14 protein-coding genes and 1 riboswitch are annotated in these 16815 nt (G+C 35.9%); of the genes, 12 read left to right on the forward strand and 2 right to left on the reverse strand.

Translation table 11 applies throughout. The features are described 5' to 3' along the window. Positions 1–16 precede the first annotated feature (16 nt). The 5 genes from VIX88_RS12010 to VIX88_RS12030 all read left to right on the forward strand — a co-directional run bounded on the left by VIX88_RS12010 (position 17) and on the right by VIX88_RS12030 (position 4360). Entirely contained in the window at positions 17–1024 is a 1008-nt protein-coding gene (locus tag VIX88_RS12010; protein WP_064969365.1) for a VWA domain-containing protein, read from the forward strand. Between the two features lie 103 nt (positions 1025–1127). Continuing rightward, positions 1128–1808, forward strand: coding sequence for a tetratricopeptide repeat protein (locus VIX88_RS12015; protein ID WP_237190323.1), 681 nt, complete (start codon positions 1128–1130; stop codon positions 1806–1808). A gap of 5 nt (positions 1809–1813) precedes the next feature. Next, positions 1814–3502, forward strand: coding sequence for a BatD family protein (locus tag VIX88_RS12020; RefSeq protein ID WP_250206826.1), 1689 nt, complete (start codon positions 1814–1816; stop codon positions 3500–3502). A 45-nt stretch (positions 3503–3547) separates the two neighbouring features. Next, positions 3548–4150 (forward strand): MarC family protein, encoded by a 603-nt coding sequence (locus VIX88_RS12025; RefSeq protein WP_015345574.1) that lies wholly within the window; start codon positions 3548–3550, stop codon positions 4148–4150. 15 nt (positions 4151–4165) lie between these two features. Beyond that, positions 4166–4360 carry a hypothetical protein gene (locus tag VIX88_RS12030; protein ID WP_015345573.1) on the forward strand — a complete coding sequence of 65 codons (195 nt, stop codon included), beginning with the start codon at positions 4166–4168 and terminating at the stop codon, positions 4358–4360. Between the two features lie 45 nt (positions 4361–4405). On the opposite strand, the gene aroB is transcribed toward VIX88_RS12030, so the two are convergent. Beyond that, positions 4406–5449: a 3-dehydroquinate synthase gene (aroB, locus tag VIX88_RS12035; protein ID WP_064964755.1), complete on the reverse strand. Its 1044-nt coding sequence runs from the start codon at positions 5447–5449 to the stop codon at positions 4406–4408. A gap of 739 nt (positions 5450–6188) precedes the next feature. Between aroB and VIX88_RS12040 the strand changes: the two genes are divergently transcribed. From VIX88_RS12040 to metF, 4 genes are all read left to right on the forward strand, one after another. Further along, a complete protein-coding gene (locus VIX88_RS12040; protein WP_222535107.1) occupies positions 6189–7361 on the forward strand; it encodes a proline dehydrogenase family protein in 1173 nt (390 codons plus the stop codon). Positions 7362–7538: 177 nt separating this feature from the next. Next, positions 7539–7641: riboswitch (SAM riboswitch) on the forward strand. Positions 7642–7707: 66 nt separating this feature from the next. After that, the gene (locus VIX88_RS12045; RefSeq protein ID WP_064969368.1) at positions 7708–8721 is read left to right on the forward strand and encodes a homocysteine S-methyltransferase family protein; all 1014 of its coding nucleotides are present in this window, start codon (positions 7708–7710) and stop codon (positions 8719–8721) included. Beyond that, the gene (gene metH / locus VIX88_RS12050) at positions 8718–11408 is read left to right on the forward strand and encodes a methionine synthase (protein ID WP_064969369.1); all 2691 of its coding nucleotides are present in this window, start codon (positions 8718–8720) and stop codon (positions 11406–11408) included. Before VIX88_RS12045 ends, metH begins: the two co-directional genes overlap by 4 nt. 33 nt (positions 11409–11441) lie before the next feature. Continuing rightward, a complete protein-coding gene (gene metF / locus VIX88_RS12055; RefSeq protein ID WP_064969370.1) occupies positions 11442–12398 on the forward strand; it encodes a methylenetetrahydrofolate reductase [NAD(P)H] in 957 nt (318 codons plus the stop codon). A gap of 48 nt (positions 12399–12446) precedes the next feature. Here the strand turns inward: metF and VIX88_RS12060 are convergent, their stop codons facing one another. Further along, positions 12447–13631 (reverse strand): beta-ketoacyl synthase N-terminal-like domain-containing protein, encoded by a 1185-nt coding sequence (locus VIX88_RS12060; RefSeq protein ID WP_064969371.1) that lies wholly within the window; start codon positions 13629–13631, stop codon positions 12447–12449. A 107-nt stretch (positions 13632–13738) separates the two neighbouring features. Here VIX88_RS12060 and VIX88_RS12065 point away from each other — a divergent pair, with 107 nt between their 5' ends. From VIX88_RS12065 to bioA, 3 genes are read left to right on the forward strand one after another with little or no spacing between them, the layout of a single operon-like run. Next, positions 13739–14896, forward strand: coding sequence for an aminotransferase class I/II-fold pyridoxal phosphate-dependent enzyme (locus VIX88_RS12065; RefSeq protein ID WP_064969372.1), 1158 nt, complete (start codon positions 13739–13741; stop codon positions 14894–14896). 4 nt (positions 14897–14900) lie between these two features. Then, complete coding sequence (gene bioD, locus VIX88_RS12070) at positions 14901–15518, forward strand: dethiobiotin synthase (RefSeq protein ID WP_064968621.1); 618 nt, start codon at positions 14901–14903, stop codon at positions 15516–15518. Further along, the gene (gene bioA, locus VIX88_RS12075; RefSeq protein ID WP_064968620.1) at positions 15515–16795 is read left to right on the forward strand and encodes an adenosylmethionine--8-amino-7-oxononanoate transaminase; all 1281 of its coding nucleotides are present in this window, start codon (positions 15515–15517) and stop codon (positions 16793–16795) included. Before bioD ends, bioA begins: the two co-directional genes overlap by 4 nt. The last annotated feature ends 20 nt before the right edge of the window (positions 16796–16815 follow it).

Below are 16815 nucleotides of genomic sequence, written 5' to 3' on the forward strand. Positions count from 1 at the left end.
ACTTTATGTTATAGTGATGGATTGGTATTTGGGTAATTATTGGTATGCATTATTGATGCTTTTGTTACCATTATTGGGTTATCTTTTGTTTCGTTATTTAAAATGGAAAGAAAGGGTTAGAGGCTATTTTGCAGATGAACGCTTTCAGAGTACATTATTTGAAAAAACAAAGTGGTATCCTAAGTTTTTCTTGGTGATGTATTTTGTGGCATTTTTATTTTTAATTTTTGCGATGATGGATTTAATGGGAGGTAAAGAAGAAATTAAAGTGCAGCAAAAAATGAATAATGTAATGTTTCTTGTAGATGTTTCTAACTCTATGAATGCTCAAGATGTTGCTCCAGATAGGCTTTCGTTAGCGAAAAATATTGTAATGTCATCTATGCAAAAAATGACTAATGATAGAGTGGGTTTGGCTGTTTTTGCAGGAGAGGCTTTTTCGGTAATGCCATTAACTACGGATTATTTGGCGGCGGAATCTTTTGTGTCTGGTTTGGAAACTTCGGTGGTTTCTACGCAAGGGACGGATTTCTATAAAGCCATGCAGGTGGCGGTTTCTAAATTTAAGACCGTTTCCAAAGGGTCTGGCAGGATAGTACTGATAAGTGATGGTGAAGATAATGAAGGCAATGAAGCTGCAGCGATAAAAGAAGCTCAATCTAATGGAATACAGGTTATTACCGTAGGTGTAGGTACAGAGGAAGGAGCTCCAATTCCCGAATATATTTTTGGACAATTGATGGGGTATAAGTCTAGTCTAATGGGGGAAACGGTAATTTCTAAAAGACAAACTCAGGCTTTAATAAATATTTCTGAAAAGACGGGAGGTGTTTATATTGATGGTAATCATATAGATAAAGCAGTTAATGAGATTTTAGAAAATCTTAAAAAACAATCTTCTACAACAGAAAGTTTTGTGAAATCTCAAACAGGAGTACATTACTATCAATACTTTTTGGCGGTGTCTTTGCTTTTATTTTTTATCATTTATTTAACAAATCCTAAGCGAAATTTTAACATTTAAAATCGTTATTTTTGCATAGTAAATGACTAGGAATCTATTTATTAGTTTTTGTTTAACTTTCTTTTGTATCTGTATCTTGCAAGGGCAGGGCAGCTACAATGTTTTGTCCTATAAGGGAAATAGAGAATATGATTCTAAAAACTATGATAAAGCTTCGTCTTACTTTTTAGAGGCTATTAAAAAGAGGCAAGACTTTGGCGGTCATTATAATTTAGGTAATACTTTGTATAAGAGAGAAATGTATTCTGAAGCAAAGGCAGAATACCAGAAAGCTTTATCTCTAGCGAAAACTAAGGAAGATAAAATGGCATCTTTGTACAACTTAGGCAATGCAGAAATGAAGGCTCAAAATTATGATAAAGCCGCTGAGTTCTACAAGAAAGCTTTACAGCAAGACCCTTACAATGAGTCTATAAGAAAGAATTATAATATTTCTAAGTTAAAACAAAAGGAGAAGAATCAATCAAAATCGAATAATAAATCTCAAAATCAAAATTCGGAGCAAGATAAATCACAAGATAATCAGCAAAAAAAAACTGAACAAGAGTCGCCTCAAAATTCAGATAAAAATAAAGACGGTGGGGCTAATGAGAAAGATAAAGGTCAGGGTGCAGGACAGACGCCTAAACCTGATAATAACAGCTCTGAAAACAAAAGAGGAATGTCTAAGGAAGAAGAAAATAGAATTATGCAACGCTTGGAAAGTAAAGAGCGAGATGCTGCAAGAAGAATTCTTAATAAAAATTCATATATAGACCCCAAAAGTAATGAAAAGGATTGGTAGCTATAATGCGTAAGGAGTTTTGGAGTATATTACTGTTCTTATTGTCCGTAAAATTGTACGGGCAAGTCTCTTTTTATGCAGAAACTAATACCAAAGAAGTCAAAGCAAATGAGCCTGTATTATTTACAATAATGCTAGAGCTTAATGGTAACGAATACAGACAAGAGTCTCTAATAAGGTTGCCCGACCTTTCAAAATTTGAAGTTTTGAGTGATGGCTCCTCCAGAAATATTTTTTTAGACCCTGATAAAAATATTATGGTAGACCAAATTGTCTATCAAATATTGATAGTGCCTAAGAAAATAGGGAAACTAAAGATTGGAAGTGCTTTAGTAACTGTAAATGGGAAAATATATAAAACAGAGCCGTTTGAAGTATCTGTAACGGGAAGAGAGGCATTGAGTAATAATAAAATTTCCGATGATATTCAACTAAAACTACAGGTTAAAAGTCACTCTGTTTATCAGCATCAAGGAGCGGTGGTAGAACTCAAAGCGTATGCTAAGAATATAGACTATTTTCAAAGAATCCATGATATTAAACTTCCAAAAGATGGGGATAATAGATTTTATCTTATATCAGGGAGATCAGACGATATAGAACCATTAGAAGGGAATATACTTTTGTCTCAAGTATTGGGAGTGTATGTAATGTTTCCTGAAAAATCTGGACAGGTGGAGCTATCTAAAATTTCTGCTAAGGTAGCAGGAACGGGGAAAGATGAGATTATTTATTCTAACTCAAAAAATTCTATAAGAGTTAAGCCGTTACCAAAAGAGGCGCCTGTTGGATTCAAAAATGCAGTTGGGCAGTTTGAAATAGCATCTGATAATGTTGTAAAAGAGGTGAAAAAGGGAGTGCCGTTTTATTTTACGGTGCGTTTAAAAGGGGTAGGCAATTTGGATAGATTGCAATTTCCTTCGCTTGTGCCTAGTAAAGACTACAAGGTTTATCCTCCAAAAATTACAAAAAATATAGCTGTTACCCAGCACGGAATGAAGGGGAGTTTAGTTGCTAAGTATTTAGTAGTGCCTAATGTACTTGGTGATATAAAACTAGAGTTGGAGCCTTTGGCTTATTTTGACCCTAAAAAAGAATCTTATCGCACATTAGAACTTAATGAAGTGAATGTGTTGGTGGCTTCCGATAGTTTAGATAAAGCAAAAACTAACACTTTGGATAAAGTGATAGATAATACTAACTATGTCTTAGAAACGGTACAGTTACCTAAAATTAAAAATGAAACTTTTAAAAGCTCTGAAAATACCAAATGGTATCTTCTAGGAGGGTTACTGCTATTAAGTAGCTTTTTAGGTGGTTTTTTATTGAGTAAGAGATTGAAGAAAAAAGGTAATGCAGCTGATATAAAATCTGATTTGAAAGTACAACATTACAGCATAATTGATTTTGAAGATGATTATAGAGTTCTGAGAGAATCTCTAGAGTATAAAAATTACCCAATGTTTTTTGATACTTTTGATAAAATGAAGATAAAAGTTCAGCACTATTTTAATTCAAACAGTATCAATATTCAATCTGTGATAGAAGAGAAGAAGGGCTATTTTATAGCTGAAGAATACAGGCAATTGGTTTCTAATATAGAAATAGAAAAGTACGCTCCTGTTAAAGATGCTGAACAATTAAACGAGTTGTATTATAAAATCATCAATTTACACAACAAGATGGTGGTGTAATCATTTTTTATTCCTATTTTTGCCCCCAAAAACGTAATAATAAAGATGGGATTTTTAGAAGAATTTTCGCTTAAAGAGTCAATGACGAGTTTCATGGTATTGTTTGCCGTAATAGATATTATCGGTTCTATTCCTGTTATTGTATCATTAAGGAAAAGGTTTGGTCATATAGAGTCAGAAAAGGCTTCTATAGTATCAGGTGTTCTAATGATTTCTTTTCTTTTTATAGGAGATAAAATTTTGCAATTTATTGGGGTAGATGTTAACTCATTCGCAATAGCAGGGGCTTTAGTTATCTTTGTAATTGCTTTAGAAATGATTTTAGGAATTGAAATCCATAAGGCAGGAGAGGTTAATGCTGCTTCTATAGTTCCTATTGCGTTTCCTTTGGTCGCAGGAGCAGGTACGCTAACTACGACTCTTTCGTTAAGAGCAGAATATCATATTGTAAATATTATTATAGGTATATTACTCAATATTTTAGTGATTTATCTTGTGCTTAAATCTGCTAACTGGCTAGAGAAAAAGCTTGGAGATGCCACACTTATGATTTTCCAAAAGGTGTTTGGGATTATATTACTAGCCATTTCTATAAAACTATTTACAGCTAATTTTGCACAACTAATAGCAAACTATATCAATATCTAAAAAAGAGTTATGAGTATGAAACTGGTGTATAAAATATTTTTAGTGTTATTCGTTGTATTTATAGGTCTTAACCTTTATGCAATAGATTGGGAATTAGGATTTATGGATAATGAGAATACCAAATTTGTATTTTCTATTTCTGCAGCGTTGTTGGGAGTGCTTTTAGTTTTTGTACTCAATACATGGAGTAAGTTGTCTCCTAAAAAATAAAATAGAAGGAGGGCTTTTCAAAACTGAAAAGCCCTCCTTTTTTATTTACTTCTCTAAGTTTCTGTAGTAATCAAGTGCAGCAATTATTTGTTTTTCATCCACTTTATAATCAAATAAGCAACTACCTATCTCATTGATGAGTGCGAAATTAACAATGCCATTTTGGTTTTTCTTGTCATTTTTCATTAGGGTTATAATGTTGTCGTTAGAAAGCTCTTTTATAGAAATATAAGGGTAAAAACGAAGCAGTTGTTTCTCTATATTATGATAAGTTTCGTTATCTATAAGCCCTTCTGTAAGGGCAAGGTAACTTTCTGTAATCATACCTAGAGCTACGGCTTCACCGTGAGGAATAGGCTTTTCTAGTGCCATAAAAAGGCTTTCTACGGCGTGCCCTATAGTATGTCCAAAATTAAGAGTCTTTCTTACATTTTGCTCTTTAAAGTCTTTATTTACGACCTCTTGTTTTATTTTCATAGAAGTTTCTATAAAAGGAGCAATGCTTTCTGGTGTGAGTTCGGTAATGGAGCTTAGAGCGTTCCAATGTTGCCTATCAGCTATTAGACCATGCTTTAGCATTTCTGCAAAGCCACTTCTTAATTCAATGAAGGGTAATGTTTTCAAGAAATCTGTATAGACAAAAATCTGTTCAGGAAGAGCAAAAGTCCCTACGATATTTTTAAGATACTGGTGGTCTATTCCTGTTTTTCCACCTATGGAAGCATCACACATAGAAAGGAGCGTGGTTGGGAGGTTAATAAAACTAAAACCTCTTTTGTAGGTAGAAGCGATAAAGCCACCTAAATCGCTAATAACACCACCGCCAAGGTTAATGAGCAATGATTTTCTATCTACTTTGAAGTCTGAAAGTATCTCCCAAATTTGTACGGCTGTACCGATGTTTTTATTTTCCTCACCAGCTTCTATCTCTACAATTTCAAAATGAATATCGGTTTGTAAATTTCCTAGAAGAGTGGGGAGGCAGTATTCGTGAATGTTTTCATCTACCAAGATGATAATTTGGCTTGGTTGGGTCTTTTCTAAAAACTGATTAAGACTACTAAAATCGGAATCTAAACGACTAATCATAAGTGTTAAATTTCAGCAAAGATAACTATATTTTTGGAGTAGATATTTTAAAATAGAGCTTTTAAAAAGATGATACTATCAAGTTGAAAATTCTAAAAATACCATAGTCCATAAAATTCATACTCCAAAGGATAACTAGAAATACTAATAGAACAATGATTCGTTGTTTCTTATCAAATCTCCTCCAATACGAAGTAATGGTATAATACAATAGAAAGATACTGGTTAGAAAGTTAATAGCTCTAAGTATGTAACTTTGTTGAATATCTTTATCACAATGAAGACTAAATGAGTTAACTATATTAAAAGCTGATAAGCTTAATACCACAATAATAATTGATATTATTGGTACATCATCAAAGAATAATTTATGTACAACTAACAGTAAAACAGAACAGAAAAACGGTACAATCCAAATTTGTACGGCAGCTAAGTTATAAATACGGATATAAAAATCAAGAATTCCTATTCCCCAAATAATAAAAGAAGAGAGAATTAAATTTTTAATAAAATGATAGATAAAACTGGAATTGATTTGCATTTAATTAATATGTTGTTTGTTATAGCAAAATCATTTTCATCATAGCTAAATTATAAAAATAAATTAAACTCTATTGGCTTGTTTGGAGTATTTGCTATTATCAACGATTATTTGAAAAGGAACTAAATTTTAATAAAGAAATTAGTTTTAAATCGGATAAATTAGATAAATTTGTCGTCGTATAAAAAACAACTAATAATGAGTCTTTTTAACGATGCCAAAGTCGCTTTTGCAGATAAAACAACAGAACAGCTAGAGAAAGCAAAGTGGATGTTTACTATGATTAAGTTTCCACAACTGACTAATATGGGGATAAACCTTCTTAACTTTAGTATTAAAAATAATTTTCCTTTTGTTGAGGGGATTGTTGAAAAAACATTATTCCAGCAGTTTTGTGGTGGCGTTACTAGAGAGCAAAGCCAGAAGGTAGTTAATGAGATGTATCAGCGTCATATAGGCAGCATCTTTGATTATGCTATAGAAGGTAAAGAAGAAGAACAAGCCTTTGACTATACTTGCGAAGAAATAAAACAAAATATTCTATACGCTGCGGGGAATCCTGCCATTCCTTTTGTAGTTTTTAAACCAACAGGATTTGGGAGGTTAGATTTATATGCAGAAGTTCAGGCGAAAAAAGAGCTAACAAGTTCAGAAAAAGAAGAGTGGAGCAGGGTAGTGAAACGCTACGAAGAAGTTTGTCAGTTAGCATACGACAAAGGTGTGATAGTAATGGTAGATGCCGAAGAGTCTTGGATACAAACAGCCGTAGATGATTTGGTAAACGAAATGAAATCTCGTTATAATAAGGAGAGAGCCATTGTGTGGAATACCATTCAGATGTATAGAACAGGAAGATTGGAGTATCTAGCCGAAGACTTAGAAAGAGCCAAATCTAAAGGTTACTACTTAGGTTATAAGTTTGTGAGAGGGGCTTATATGGAGAAAGAAAGAGAAAGAGCAGAAAAAATGGGTTACCCATCACCTATCCAGCCAACAAAACAGGCTTCTGATGATAATTATAATGCAGGGATAGATTTTGTAATGGCTAATTTAGATAAGGTTTCGGCGTTCTTTGGAACTCATAATGAGAAATCTACGGAGTTGGTAATGGATAGAATGAAAGAAAAAGGTCTGCCGAATGATTTTCAACAAATCCATTTTGGACAACTTTATGGAATGAGTGATAATATCACTTACTATCTAGGAAACCAAAAATACAATGCGTGTAAATATCTGCCTTATGGTCCAGTGAAAGATGTAGTGCCATACCTTACAAGAAGAGCCCAAGAGAATACTTCTGTGGCGGGGCAAACAGGTAGAGAGCTATCTCTAATAGAAAGAGAACTTAAAAGAAGAAAAACAGAAAGATAAAATCTATCTAAGATATACAAAAAAGCCAAAGTAAAGCCTTTTACTTTGGCTTTTTTATTTTAGGCTAGGATTGTTAGGCCAAAGTTGCACTTGTTTCAAAAAAAGTTTTGTTTCTTTTGGATATTCAAAACCTAAGGTCTATATTTGTGCTGTATTTGTACCTTAACATCATCGGAAATGTTATCAAGAAAGGCGGAGGGACTAGACCCTATGAAGCCTTAGCAACCCTTTCATCAAGAAAGAAGGTGCTACATTCTACCTATTTAGGGATAGATAACTAAAAGATTTCTACATTACCTTTTGAGCTTTCTTTTTAACATTTCAATGATTTTTAAATTTTATTGAAATGGAAACTAGCATATTTAATCAGTTCGATGCCTTGCTGCAAAAGAGGATACTTATTTTGGACGGTGCTATGGGCACTATGATACAACGATATAACTTTACCGAAGAAGACTATCGTAGCGAACGCTTTAAAGATTGGGAGCACCCTGTTAAAGGGAATAACGACTTGTTATCCCTCACACAGCCACAAGCGATAGAGGAGATACATCGTCTGTATTTAGACGCAGGGGCAGACATTATAGAAACCAACACCTTTTCTAGCACTACCATTGCGATGGCAGACTACGCAATGGAGTCTTTGGTGGAAGAACTCAACTATGAATCGGCTAGAATTGCTAAAAAACTTTGTGAAGTTTACACCGAAAACAATCCTGATAAACCTCGTTTTGTGGCAGGAGCAATGGGACCTACTAACAGAACGGCGTCGTTGTCTCCAGATGTTAATGACCCAGGCTATAGGGCAATTACCTTTGAAGATTTAAGAAAAGCTTACAAGCAACAGGCAAAAGCATTATTAGAAGGTGGTGCTGATATTTTACTCGTTGAAACCATCTTTGATACGCTTAACGCCAAAGCCGCTTTGTTTGCTATTGATGAGCTGGCAGAGGAGAGAAACACCAGAATTCCTATTATGGTATCAGGTACAATCACCGATGCCTCTGGGAGAACCCTTAGCGGACAAACAGCAGAGGCTTTTCTTATTTCGGTTTCTCATTTAGACTTGCTGAGTGTAGGGCTTAATTGTGCCTTGGGAGCTAAGCAGCTCACACCTTATTTACAGGCTTTGTCAGAACATTCTAATTTTTACATTTCGGTGTATCCTAACGCGGGGTTGCCCAATGCTTTTGGAGCATACGATGAAACGGCAGAGCAAACGGCAGAGCAAGTTAAAGAGTATTTAGATAAACGGTTGGTCAATATCATTGGGGGCTGTTGTGGTACAACACCAGAGCATATTCGTGCCATTGCCGAATTGGTACAACATTATGAACCTAGAAAACTTAATCTCGTATGAAAGGAAATCATCATCAGTTAGAACTTCCTGCGAGACCGCTTAAATTGTCAGGGTTAGAGCCGCTTATCATCACTCCCGAATCTAACTTTGTGAATGTTGGGGAAAGAACGAATGTTGCAGGGTCTAAACGATTTTTAAGGCTGGTAAAAGAGGGCAACTATTCTGAAGCTTTAGAGATTGCAAGGCATCAGGTGGAAGGTGGCGCTCAGATTTTAGATGTCAATATGGACGATGGACTTATTGACGGTAAAGAAGCTATGGTAAAATTCTTAAACCTCATCGCTTCCGAGCCTGATATTGCTCGTATTCCGATTATGATAGACTCTTCCAAGTGGGAGATTTTAGAGGCTGGGTTACAGGTAGTACAAGGTAAAGCGGTGGTCAATTCCATTAGCCTTAAAGGTGGCGAAGAAGAATTTATCAATCAAGCTAAAAAAATAAAAAGATACGGTGCGGCAGTTATTGTTATGGCTTTTGATGAAGTGGGGCAAGCCGATACTTACGACAGAAGGATAGAAATCGCGGAGCGGTCTTATCGCCTTTTGGTAAATAAAGTCAATTTTGCTCCAGAGGATATTATTTTTGACCTTAATATATTTCCTGTAGCTACGGGAATGGAAGAACACAGACGAAACGCTATAGATTTTATTGAAGCGACGAGATGGGTAAGACAAAATTTACTGTATGCTTCGGTAAGTGGAGGCGTGAGTAATGTGTCGTTTTCTTTTAGAGGTAATGATACCGTGAGGGAAGCCATGCACTCGGTATTTTTATACCACGCCATACAAGCAGGAATGAATATGGGGATTGTAAACCCTACTATGTTAGAGGTGTATGACGAAATTCCTAAAGAACTTCTAACCCTAGTAGAAGATGTTATATTAGACCGAAAAGATGATGCTACAGAACGCCTACTAGAATATTCAGAAACGCATAAATCTACCAAAAAGGAAAAGGTAGAAGATTTATCGTGGAGAGAACAATCTTTGCAAGAACGAATTACCTACTCATTAGTAAAGGGTATCGACCGCTTTGTAGAGGAAGATATGGACGCCGCTCTTAAAGTGAGTGAAAAGCCTTTAGATATAATAGAAAATAACCTTATGACAGGTATGGGCGTAGTGGGTGATTTATTTGGAAGTGGGAAGATGTTTCTGCCTCAAGTGGTAAAATCGGCTAGAGTGATGAAAAAAGCCGTGGCTTACCTTCAGCCTTTTATAGAGCGCGAAAAAGATGCTACACGACCGTCCAATGGTAAAATTTTAATGGCAACCGTAAAGGGAGATGTACACGATATTGGTAAAAATATTGTGAGTGTGGTGTTGGGTTGCAACAATTACGATATTGTAGATTTGGGCGTAATGGTACCTGCTGAAAAGATAATCCAAACAGCGATAGACGAAAAGGTAGATGTTATAGGACTTAGTGGACTGATTACTCCGAGTTTGGACGAGATGGTACACATTGCCTCTGAATTAGAAAGGCAAAATCTAGAATTTCCTTTAATGATAGGCGGTGCTACGACTTCAAAAGCCCATACAGCGGTTAAAATTGCTCCTCAGTATCGCAATACGGTAGTTCATGTTAATGATGCGTCTAGGGCGGTAAATGTGGTAAGTTCTCTACTTAATAAAGAGAAATCTAATGCTTATGCTCTTAATTTGAGAGAGGAATATGATGAGTTTAGAGAGAAATTTCTTGGTAGAAAAATAGAGAAGGAGTATGTCTCAATAAAAGAAGCAAGACAAGAACGCTTTAAAATTGATTGGGATAAAGAAATCATTTCCAAGCCTAATAGTTTAGGAATAAAGGTAATTGAAAATCAAGATTTGGAAGCTTTGTTACCTTATATAGATTGGTCGCCGTTTTTTAGAAGTTGGGATTTACACGGTAAATATCCACAGATTTTAGAAGATGAGGTCGTTGGTGTTCAGGCTCGAGAACTGTATCATGATGCTCAAAAAATGCTCAGCCATATTCTAAAGGAGAAAACACTTACAGCGAAAGCTGTTTTTGGGATTTTTCCTGCTCAATCTAATGATAAAGACGATATTATCATCAATAAAAATGAGGAAAAAATAGCCTTTAGAACATTAAGGCAACAGCTTAAAAAATCCAAAGGAAAGCCTTACTATGCTTTGTCGGATTTTATTGCTCCAGAAACTTCGGGTAAGCAAGATTATTTGGGGTTGTTTTGTGTAACGGCTGGTTTTGGTACAGAAGAATTAGCTAAAGCCTACGAGGCTCAAAATGACGATTATAACGCCATTATGGTAAAGGCTCTTGCGGATAGATTTGCAGAGGCTTTTGCAGAATATCTGCACCGTGAGGTAAGATTAAAATATTGGGGATATGCCCAAGATGAAAGTTTAGATAACGAGGCGCTTATTGCCGAAAAATATAGGGGGATTCGTCCAGCTCCAGGGTATCCTGCATGTCCAGACCATTTGGAAAAAGAAACCATTTGGGAAGTACTCAAAGTAGAGGAAGAAATAGGGGTTTACCTCACCGAAAGTTTAGCGATGTTTCCTACGGCATCGGTGTCGGGGTATTACTTTGGAAGTTCTCACGCCAAATATTTTGGAGTGGGCAGAATTACAGAAGACCAGTTAGAAGATTACGCTAATAGAAAAAACATCAGTATAGAAAAAGCAAGAAAATGGCTTACTTCTAACTTATCAGAGTAGTTTAGTTTTTGTGTAAAATATTAAAATTTGATTATGAAAGTAACAGAACATATAAAAAAATCAGAAGGTAAAACCTTATTTTCGTTTGAGATATTACCTCCATTAAAGGGACAGAATATACAATGTATTTTTGATGCCATAGACCCTCTTATTGAGTTTAATCCTAGCTTTATAGATGTTACCTACCATAGAGAAGAGTATGAATATGTAGAGGTAAGAGATGGCTTGTTAGAAAAAAGAGTGGTAAGAAAACGCCCTGGTACAGTGGGGATTTGTGCTGCAATACAGAATAAATATAAGGTAGATGCTATTCCGCATATCCTTTGTGGTGGCTTTAATAGAGAGGATACCGAGAATTTTTTAATTGATTTAGATTTTTTGGGTATAGATAATGTAGTTGCATTGAGGGGAGATGCAGTAAAGTCCGAAATTTATTTTAAACCTGAGAAAAATGGTCATACTTATGCTTCAGATTTGGTAAAGCAGATACAGAATATGAATAAAGGGATTTACTTAGATACTAGCTTGGAGAAAGCAGCTCCTACCAATTTTTCTGTAGGTGTGGCTGGTTATCCAGAGAAGCATATGGAAGCCGCTAGTTTTTCTCAAGACATAGGTCATCTTAAGAAAAAAGTGGAGGCAGGTGCAGATTATATTGTGACCCAAATGTTTTTTGATAATCAAAAATACTTTGATTTTGTAGACAGATGCCGTTCCGAAGGGATAGAAGTCCCAATTATACCAGGACTTAAGCCTATTGCCACTAAAAGTCAGTTGAGTCTTATTCCGCATAGATTTAAGGTAGATTTGCCAGATGATTTGGTAACGGCTATTACTAAAGCCAATAACAATAATGAAGCTAAAGAAATCGGTGTAGAATGGTGCATAGAGCAAAGTAAGGATTTAATGAAAAAAGGAGTGCCTATTCTCCATTATTACTCTATGGGTAAAAGCGAAAGTGTAAGAAAAATAGCAGAGGCTATATTTTAAGATTGATATTGGTTCAGGCTATCTCTCACGATAGCCTGAACGTTTTTATTAGTCAATTTCTTTTGAAATCAATAGGCTTACAGCATTTCCTCCAAATCCAACAGCATTTACTAGTATATTATTGATTTTCTTTTCTTTGGTTATGTTTTGTTTTTCAATAAAAGGAACTTCAATGAGTTGTTGGTGCTCTAACATTAGCAAAGCCAATTCTAAACTCAAAATTCCAGAAGCTCCAAAGGTGTGCCCTATTTTCCATTTATTAGTGGTAAAGAAAGGAATGTTATGAGGTGTAAAAACATCTTCTATGGCAAATTTTTCGGAGGTATCACCTTTAATAGTTCCAGGAGAATGCATCACGATGGCATCTACTTTAGACTTGTCAATATTTCGAGTTGCCATTTCCATCGTCATTCTAAGGCATTCAGCCCTTTCGGAAATAGAAATGTTATGGGTTAAAGGCTCCGAAGCAACGCCTATTCCTGTAATATAAGCGAATGGTGGTCTTTCGCCTGTGAGTTTACCGATCGCCATAGAACCAGCACCTTCGCCTAAGACCATCGTATTTTCTGTTTTAGAAATATCTCCAGCAAGGCAAGGATAGTTTTCGCCTAGGCGATGAGAGTAGATTTTAAGGGCTTTCATTTGAGCGATACTAAACGGCGTTAAAGAAGCCTCGGCACCACCTACCAAAAACTGATTGGTAAATCCAGCTTTTATCCACGCAATGCCGTTGAGTACAGAATGTAAAGCCGTAGAGCAAGTAATGGAATGAGAAAAGTCTGGACCTGTAATGCCTAAATCCTGAAGCACCCAAGTTGAGATATTACCCAAAGTGGTAAGCGGAGAGGTTAGGGTAGGAGTTTTTCCTGTTTCTAAAAAGGTTTGGTAGAATTTTTCAAAACTTTCAGTAGCACCTCTGGAGGAACCTAAATTTACCCCAATATTATCGTTAGTATTCCATTGGGCTTCTTTAAAGGCCATTCTTGAAGCAAGTATACCGTACAGTACAGAAGGGTCTAGCTTTTTGTAAGAAGGGTGTTCTTCTTTTAAAGCATTCAGATGAGGTATTACGCTATCATGCAGTTTTCCCATTAAGGTAGTCTCTCCGTTGGAAAGTTCTTTTTTTAAGTAGGATTTGTCATCACAATAGGCATTCCAAATGTCTGTTTTGTGCATGCCTAGAGCAGATACACTGCCAAATCCGTAAATACCAATAGCCTCGTCTAGCTTCATCTGTCTAAATCTGTGTTAAGAAGGAGCAAAGATAAAAATATGAGATGGACTGAATCTACTTTTTAGTGATATTTTTGTACTTTAGCCCCAGAATTATTCCCTTTGAAATGAATATTCCCAAAAGATTATTAGATAAAATTTCCGAACGAAAAGAAAAAAATGCGTGGCGAGTGTTAACGGAATACACAGGCGAATATGTAGATTTTTTTTCTAATGATTATCTAGGTTTTTCTAAAGAAGTTTTGTTAGAAGATGATAAAGTTGCTTCGTATTCAAAGGTATTGGGTGGCTCTACGGGGTCTAGACTATTGTCTGGTAATTTGCCTATTTTTAGAGAAGTAGAAGAGGTTATCAAAGACTTTCATCAGTCGGAAGCAGCTCTTATTTTCAATTCGGGATATAATGCTAATTTAGGCGTGCTTAGTGCTTTACCTCAAAGGAATGATTGGGTATTGTATGATGAACTTTCTCACGCTTCCATAAGAGATGGCATTCGGTTGTCTTATGCACAATCTAAAAAGTTTAAACATAACGATTTAGAAGACTTAGAACATTTACTTAAAACCAGAAAAGAAACATTGGTTGCAGGAGAGATTTATATCGTTACAGAATCTGTTTTCTCTATGGACGGCGATGCTCCTGATATTGAAGCTCTGTTCAATCTTGCTCAACGTTATGGAGCTTATGTTATCATAGACGAGGCTCACGCTTTGGGTGTTTTGGGAGAATATGGGAGCGGACTAAGCCAAGTATGGTGTCAGCATTCGGCTTTGCTTTGTAGGGTGGTTACTTTTGGTAAAGGTCTAGGGTGTCACGGTGCGGCGGTGCTTTGTTCAGAATTGTTGAGGGAATATCTTATCAACTTTGCAAGGAGTTTTATTTATACTACAGCTTTGGATAGGCATTCGGTGTCCTCTATTTTAAAAGGATATAAAGCCCTTAAAACTCAAACACATCAAAGAGAAAAATTACTCACGAATATTGCTTTTTTCAAAGGAGAAGTAGAACGCCTAGGGCTTAGTGATTACTTTATTCCTAGTGTTGCACCTATACAAGGTATGCTGGTACAAGGCAATAGTCAAGCTAAACTATTGTCTAAAACTTTGGAAGAAAACGGCTATATTGCCAAAGCAATACTTTCGCCTACCGTTCCCGAGGGCAAAGAACGATTGAGATTTTGTATACACGCTTACAACACACCTTCGGAGATAACGGGAGCTTTAGAAATTGCCCACGATTTTATCATTTCTAATGTAAAGAAATAAACTTATGAAACTATTTGTTACAGGCATAGGTACAGAGGTTGGCAAAACCATGATTTCTGCCATATTGGTAGAGGCTTTAGGAGCTGATTATTGGAAACCTATACAAGCAGGAGATTTAGACTTTTCGGATACAGATAAAGTGAGAAGTTTGGTTACTCGTACAGATGTATCGTTTCACCCAAATGCTTATGCCCTTAATACACCTGCTAGTCCGCATTATTCGGCAGAATTAGATGGCGTGTCTATCAGACTTGAATCTATGGTAGAACCTCTTGCCGATAACGATTTGGTGATAGAAGGTGCAGGTGGTGTGATGGTTCCCATAAATGATAAGGATACTTTTTTAGATTTCATTAAGGAAGATTATAAGGTAGTTTTAGTTTCTAGAAATTATTTAGGAAGTATCAACCATACTTTAATGACTTACGAAGTGCTTAAAAATAAAGGCGTTAATTTTTTAGGTATTGTGTTTAATGGAGAAGCTAATCCTTCCACAGAACAGATTATCATCTCTAAAACTCAACTAGAAGTAATAGGTAGGGTAGCGGAAGAACCAATATGGAATAAAGAAACAGTGCGAAAATACGCTTCTGTGTTTAATACTAATTTTTTCAAAAAATGAATTGGAGCGAAAAAGATTTAGAATACAACTGGCACCCATACACACAACATAAAGGGCTAAAAGAACTCCCTGTAATTGTGAAGGGCAAAGGCGAGTTTTTATGGGATACCAATGGTAAGCGCTATATAGACGGCATTGCCAGTTGGTGGGTTAATCCGTTTGGACATAGTAACTCTGTTTTAGCAGAAGCTATTTATAATCAGCTTAATACTTTAGAGCATGTGTTGTTTGGAGGTTTTACGCATACCAAAGCAATTGAACTTTCAGAGCGGTTATTAAGTTTATTGCCCTCTAATCAGAAAAAGATATTTTACTCGGATAATGGTTCTACGGCGGTGGAAATAGCTATCAAGGCTGCCCTCCAATTTTTTTATAACAAAGGTTTAAAAAAAACTAAGATTATTGCTTTTGAAAATGCTTTCCATGGGGATACCTTTGGAGCGATGGCGGCTAGTGGGATTTCATTTTTCACCGAAGCTTTTAAAAACTCCCTTATAGAAGTAGAAAGAATACCTGTGCCTACCAAAGGAAACGAGGAAAGATGCATTAAACAATTTGAAACTTTGGTAAAAACAGATGAGTTTGCGTGCTTTATTTTTGAACCATTGATACTTGGTGCGGCAGGAATGCAAATGTACGATGCAGAGCCTCTCAATCAATTGATTACTATTGCTAAACAAAACCAAGTGTTTACCATAGCTGATGAGGTTATGACGGGCTTTGGTAAAACGGGCAAAACTTTCGCTTGTGAATATCTTTCTCAACAACCAGATATGATGTGTTTTTCCAAAGCTCTAACGGGGGGAACTATACCTATGGCGGTTACTAGCTTTTCGGAGGAGGTGTTTCAAGGGTTTTATGATGATGATGTTAATAAAGCCTTGTTTCATGGGCATACTTTTACGGCTAATCCTACGGGCTGTTCGGCGGCTTTAGCAACGATAAATCTCTTGCTTACAGACGAAATGCAAAGGCATATTAAAAGGGTTCATCAGTCTCACCTTAAATTTTTGAAACAACTAGAAGGGAAGAAAGTGGCTAATGCTAGAGTGCTAGGTGTTATTTTAGCATTTGAGTTAGAGTTAGACGGTAAGCACGATTATTATGGAGATTTAAGAAACAGGCTATATCAGTTTTTTATAGAGCAAGGGGTAATTCTTCGCCCAGTGGGTAATACAATTTATGTGTTGCCACCTTATACCATTTCTGATGAAAGCCTCAATATCATTTACCAAAAAATATTGGAGAGTATAGATAAATTTGGAGAAGTTTTTTGATGAGAGCTATAAAGTATAGC

This window comes from Riemerella anatipestifer (assembly GCF_035666175.1).
In the GTDB taxonomy this organism is placed as follows: domain Bacteria; phylum Bacteroidota; class Bacteroidia; order Flavobacteriales; family Weeksellaceae; genus Riemerella; species Riemerella anatipestifer_D.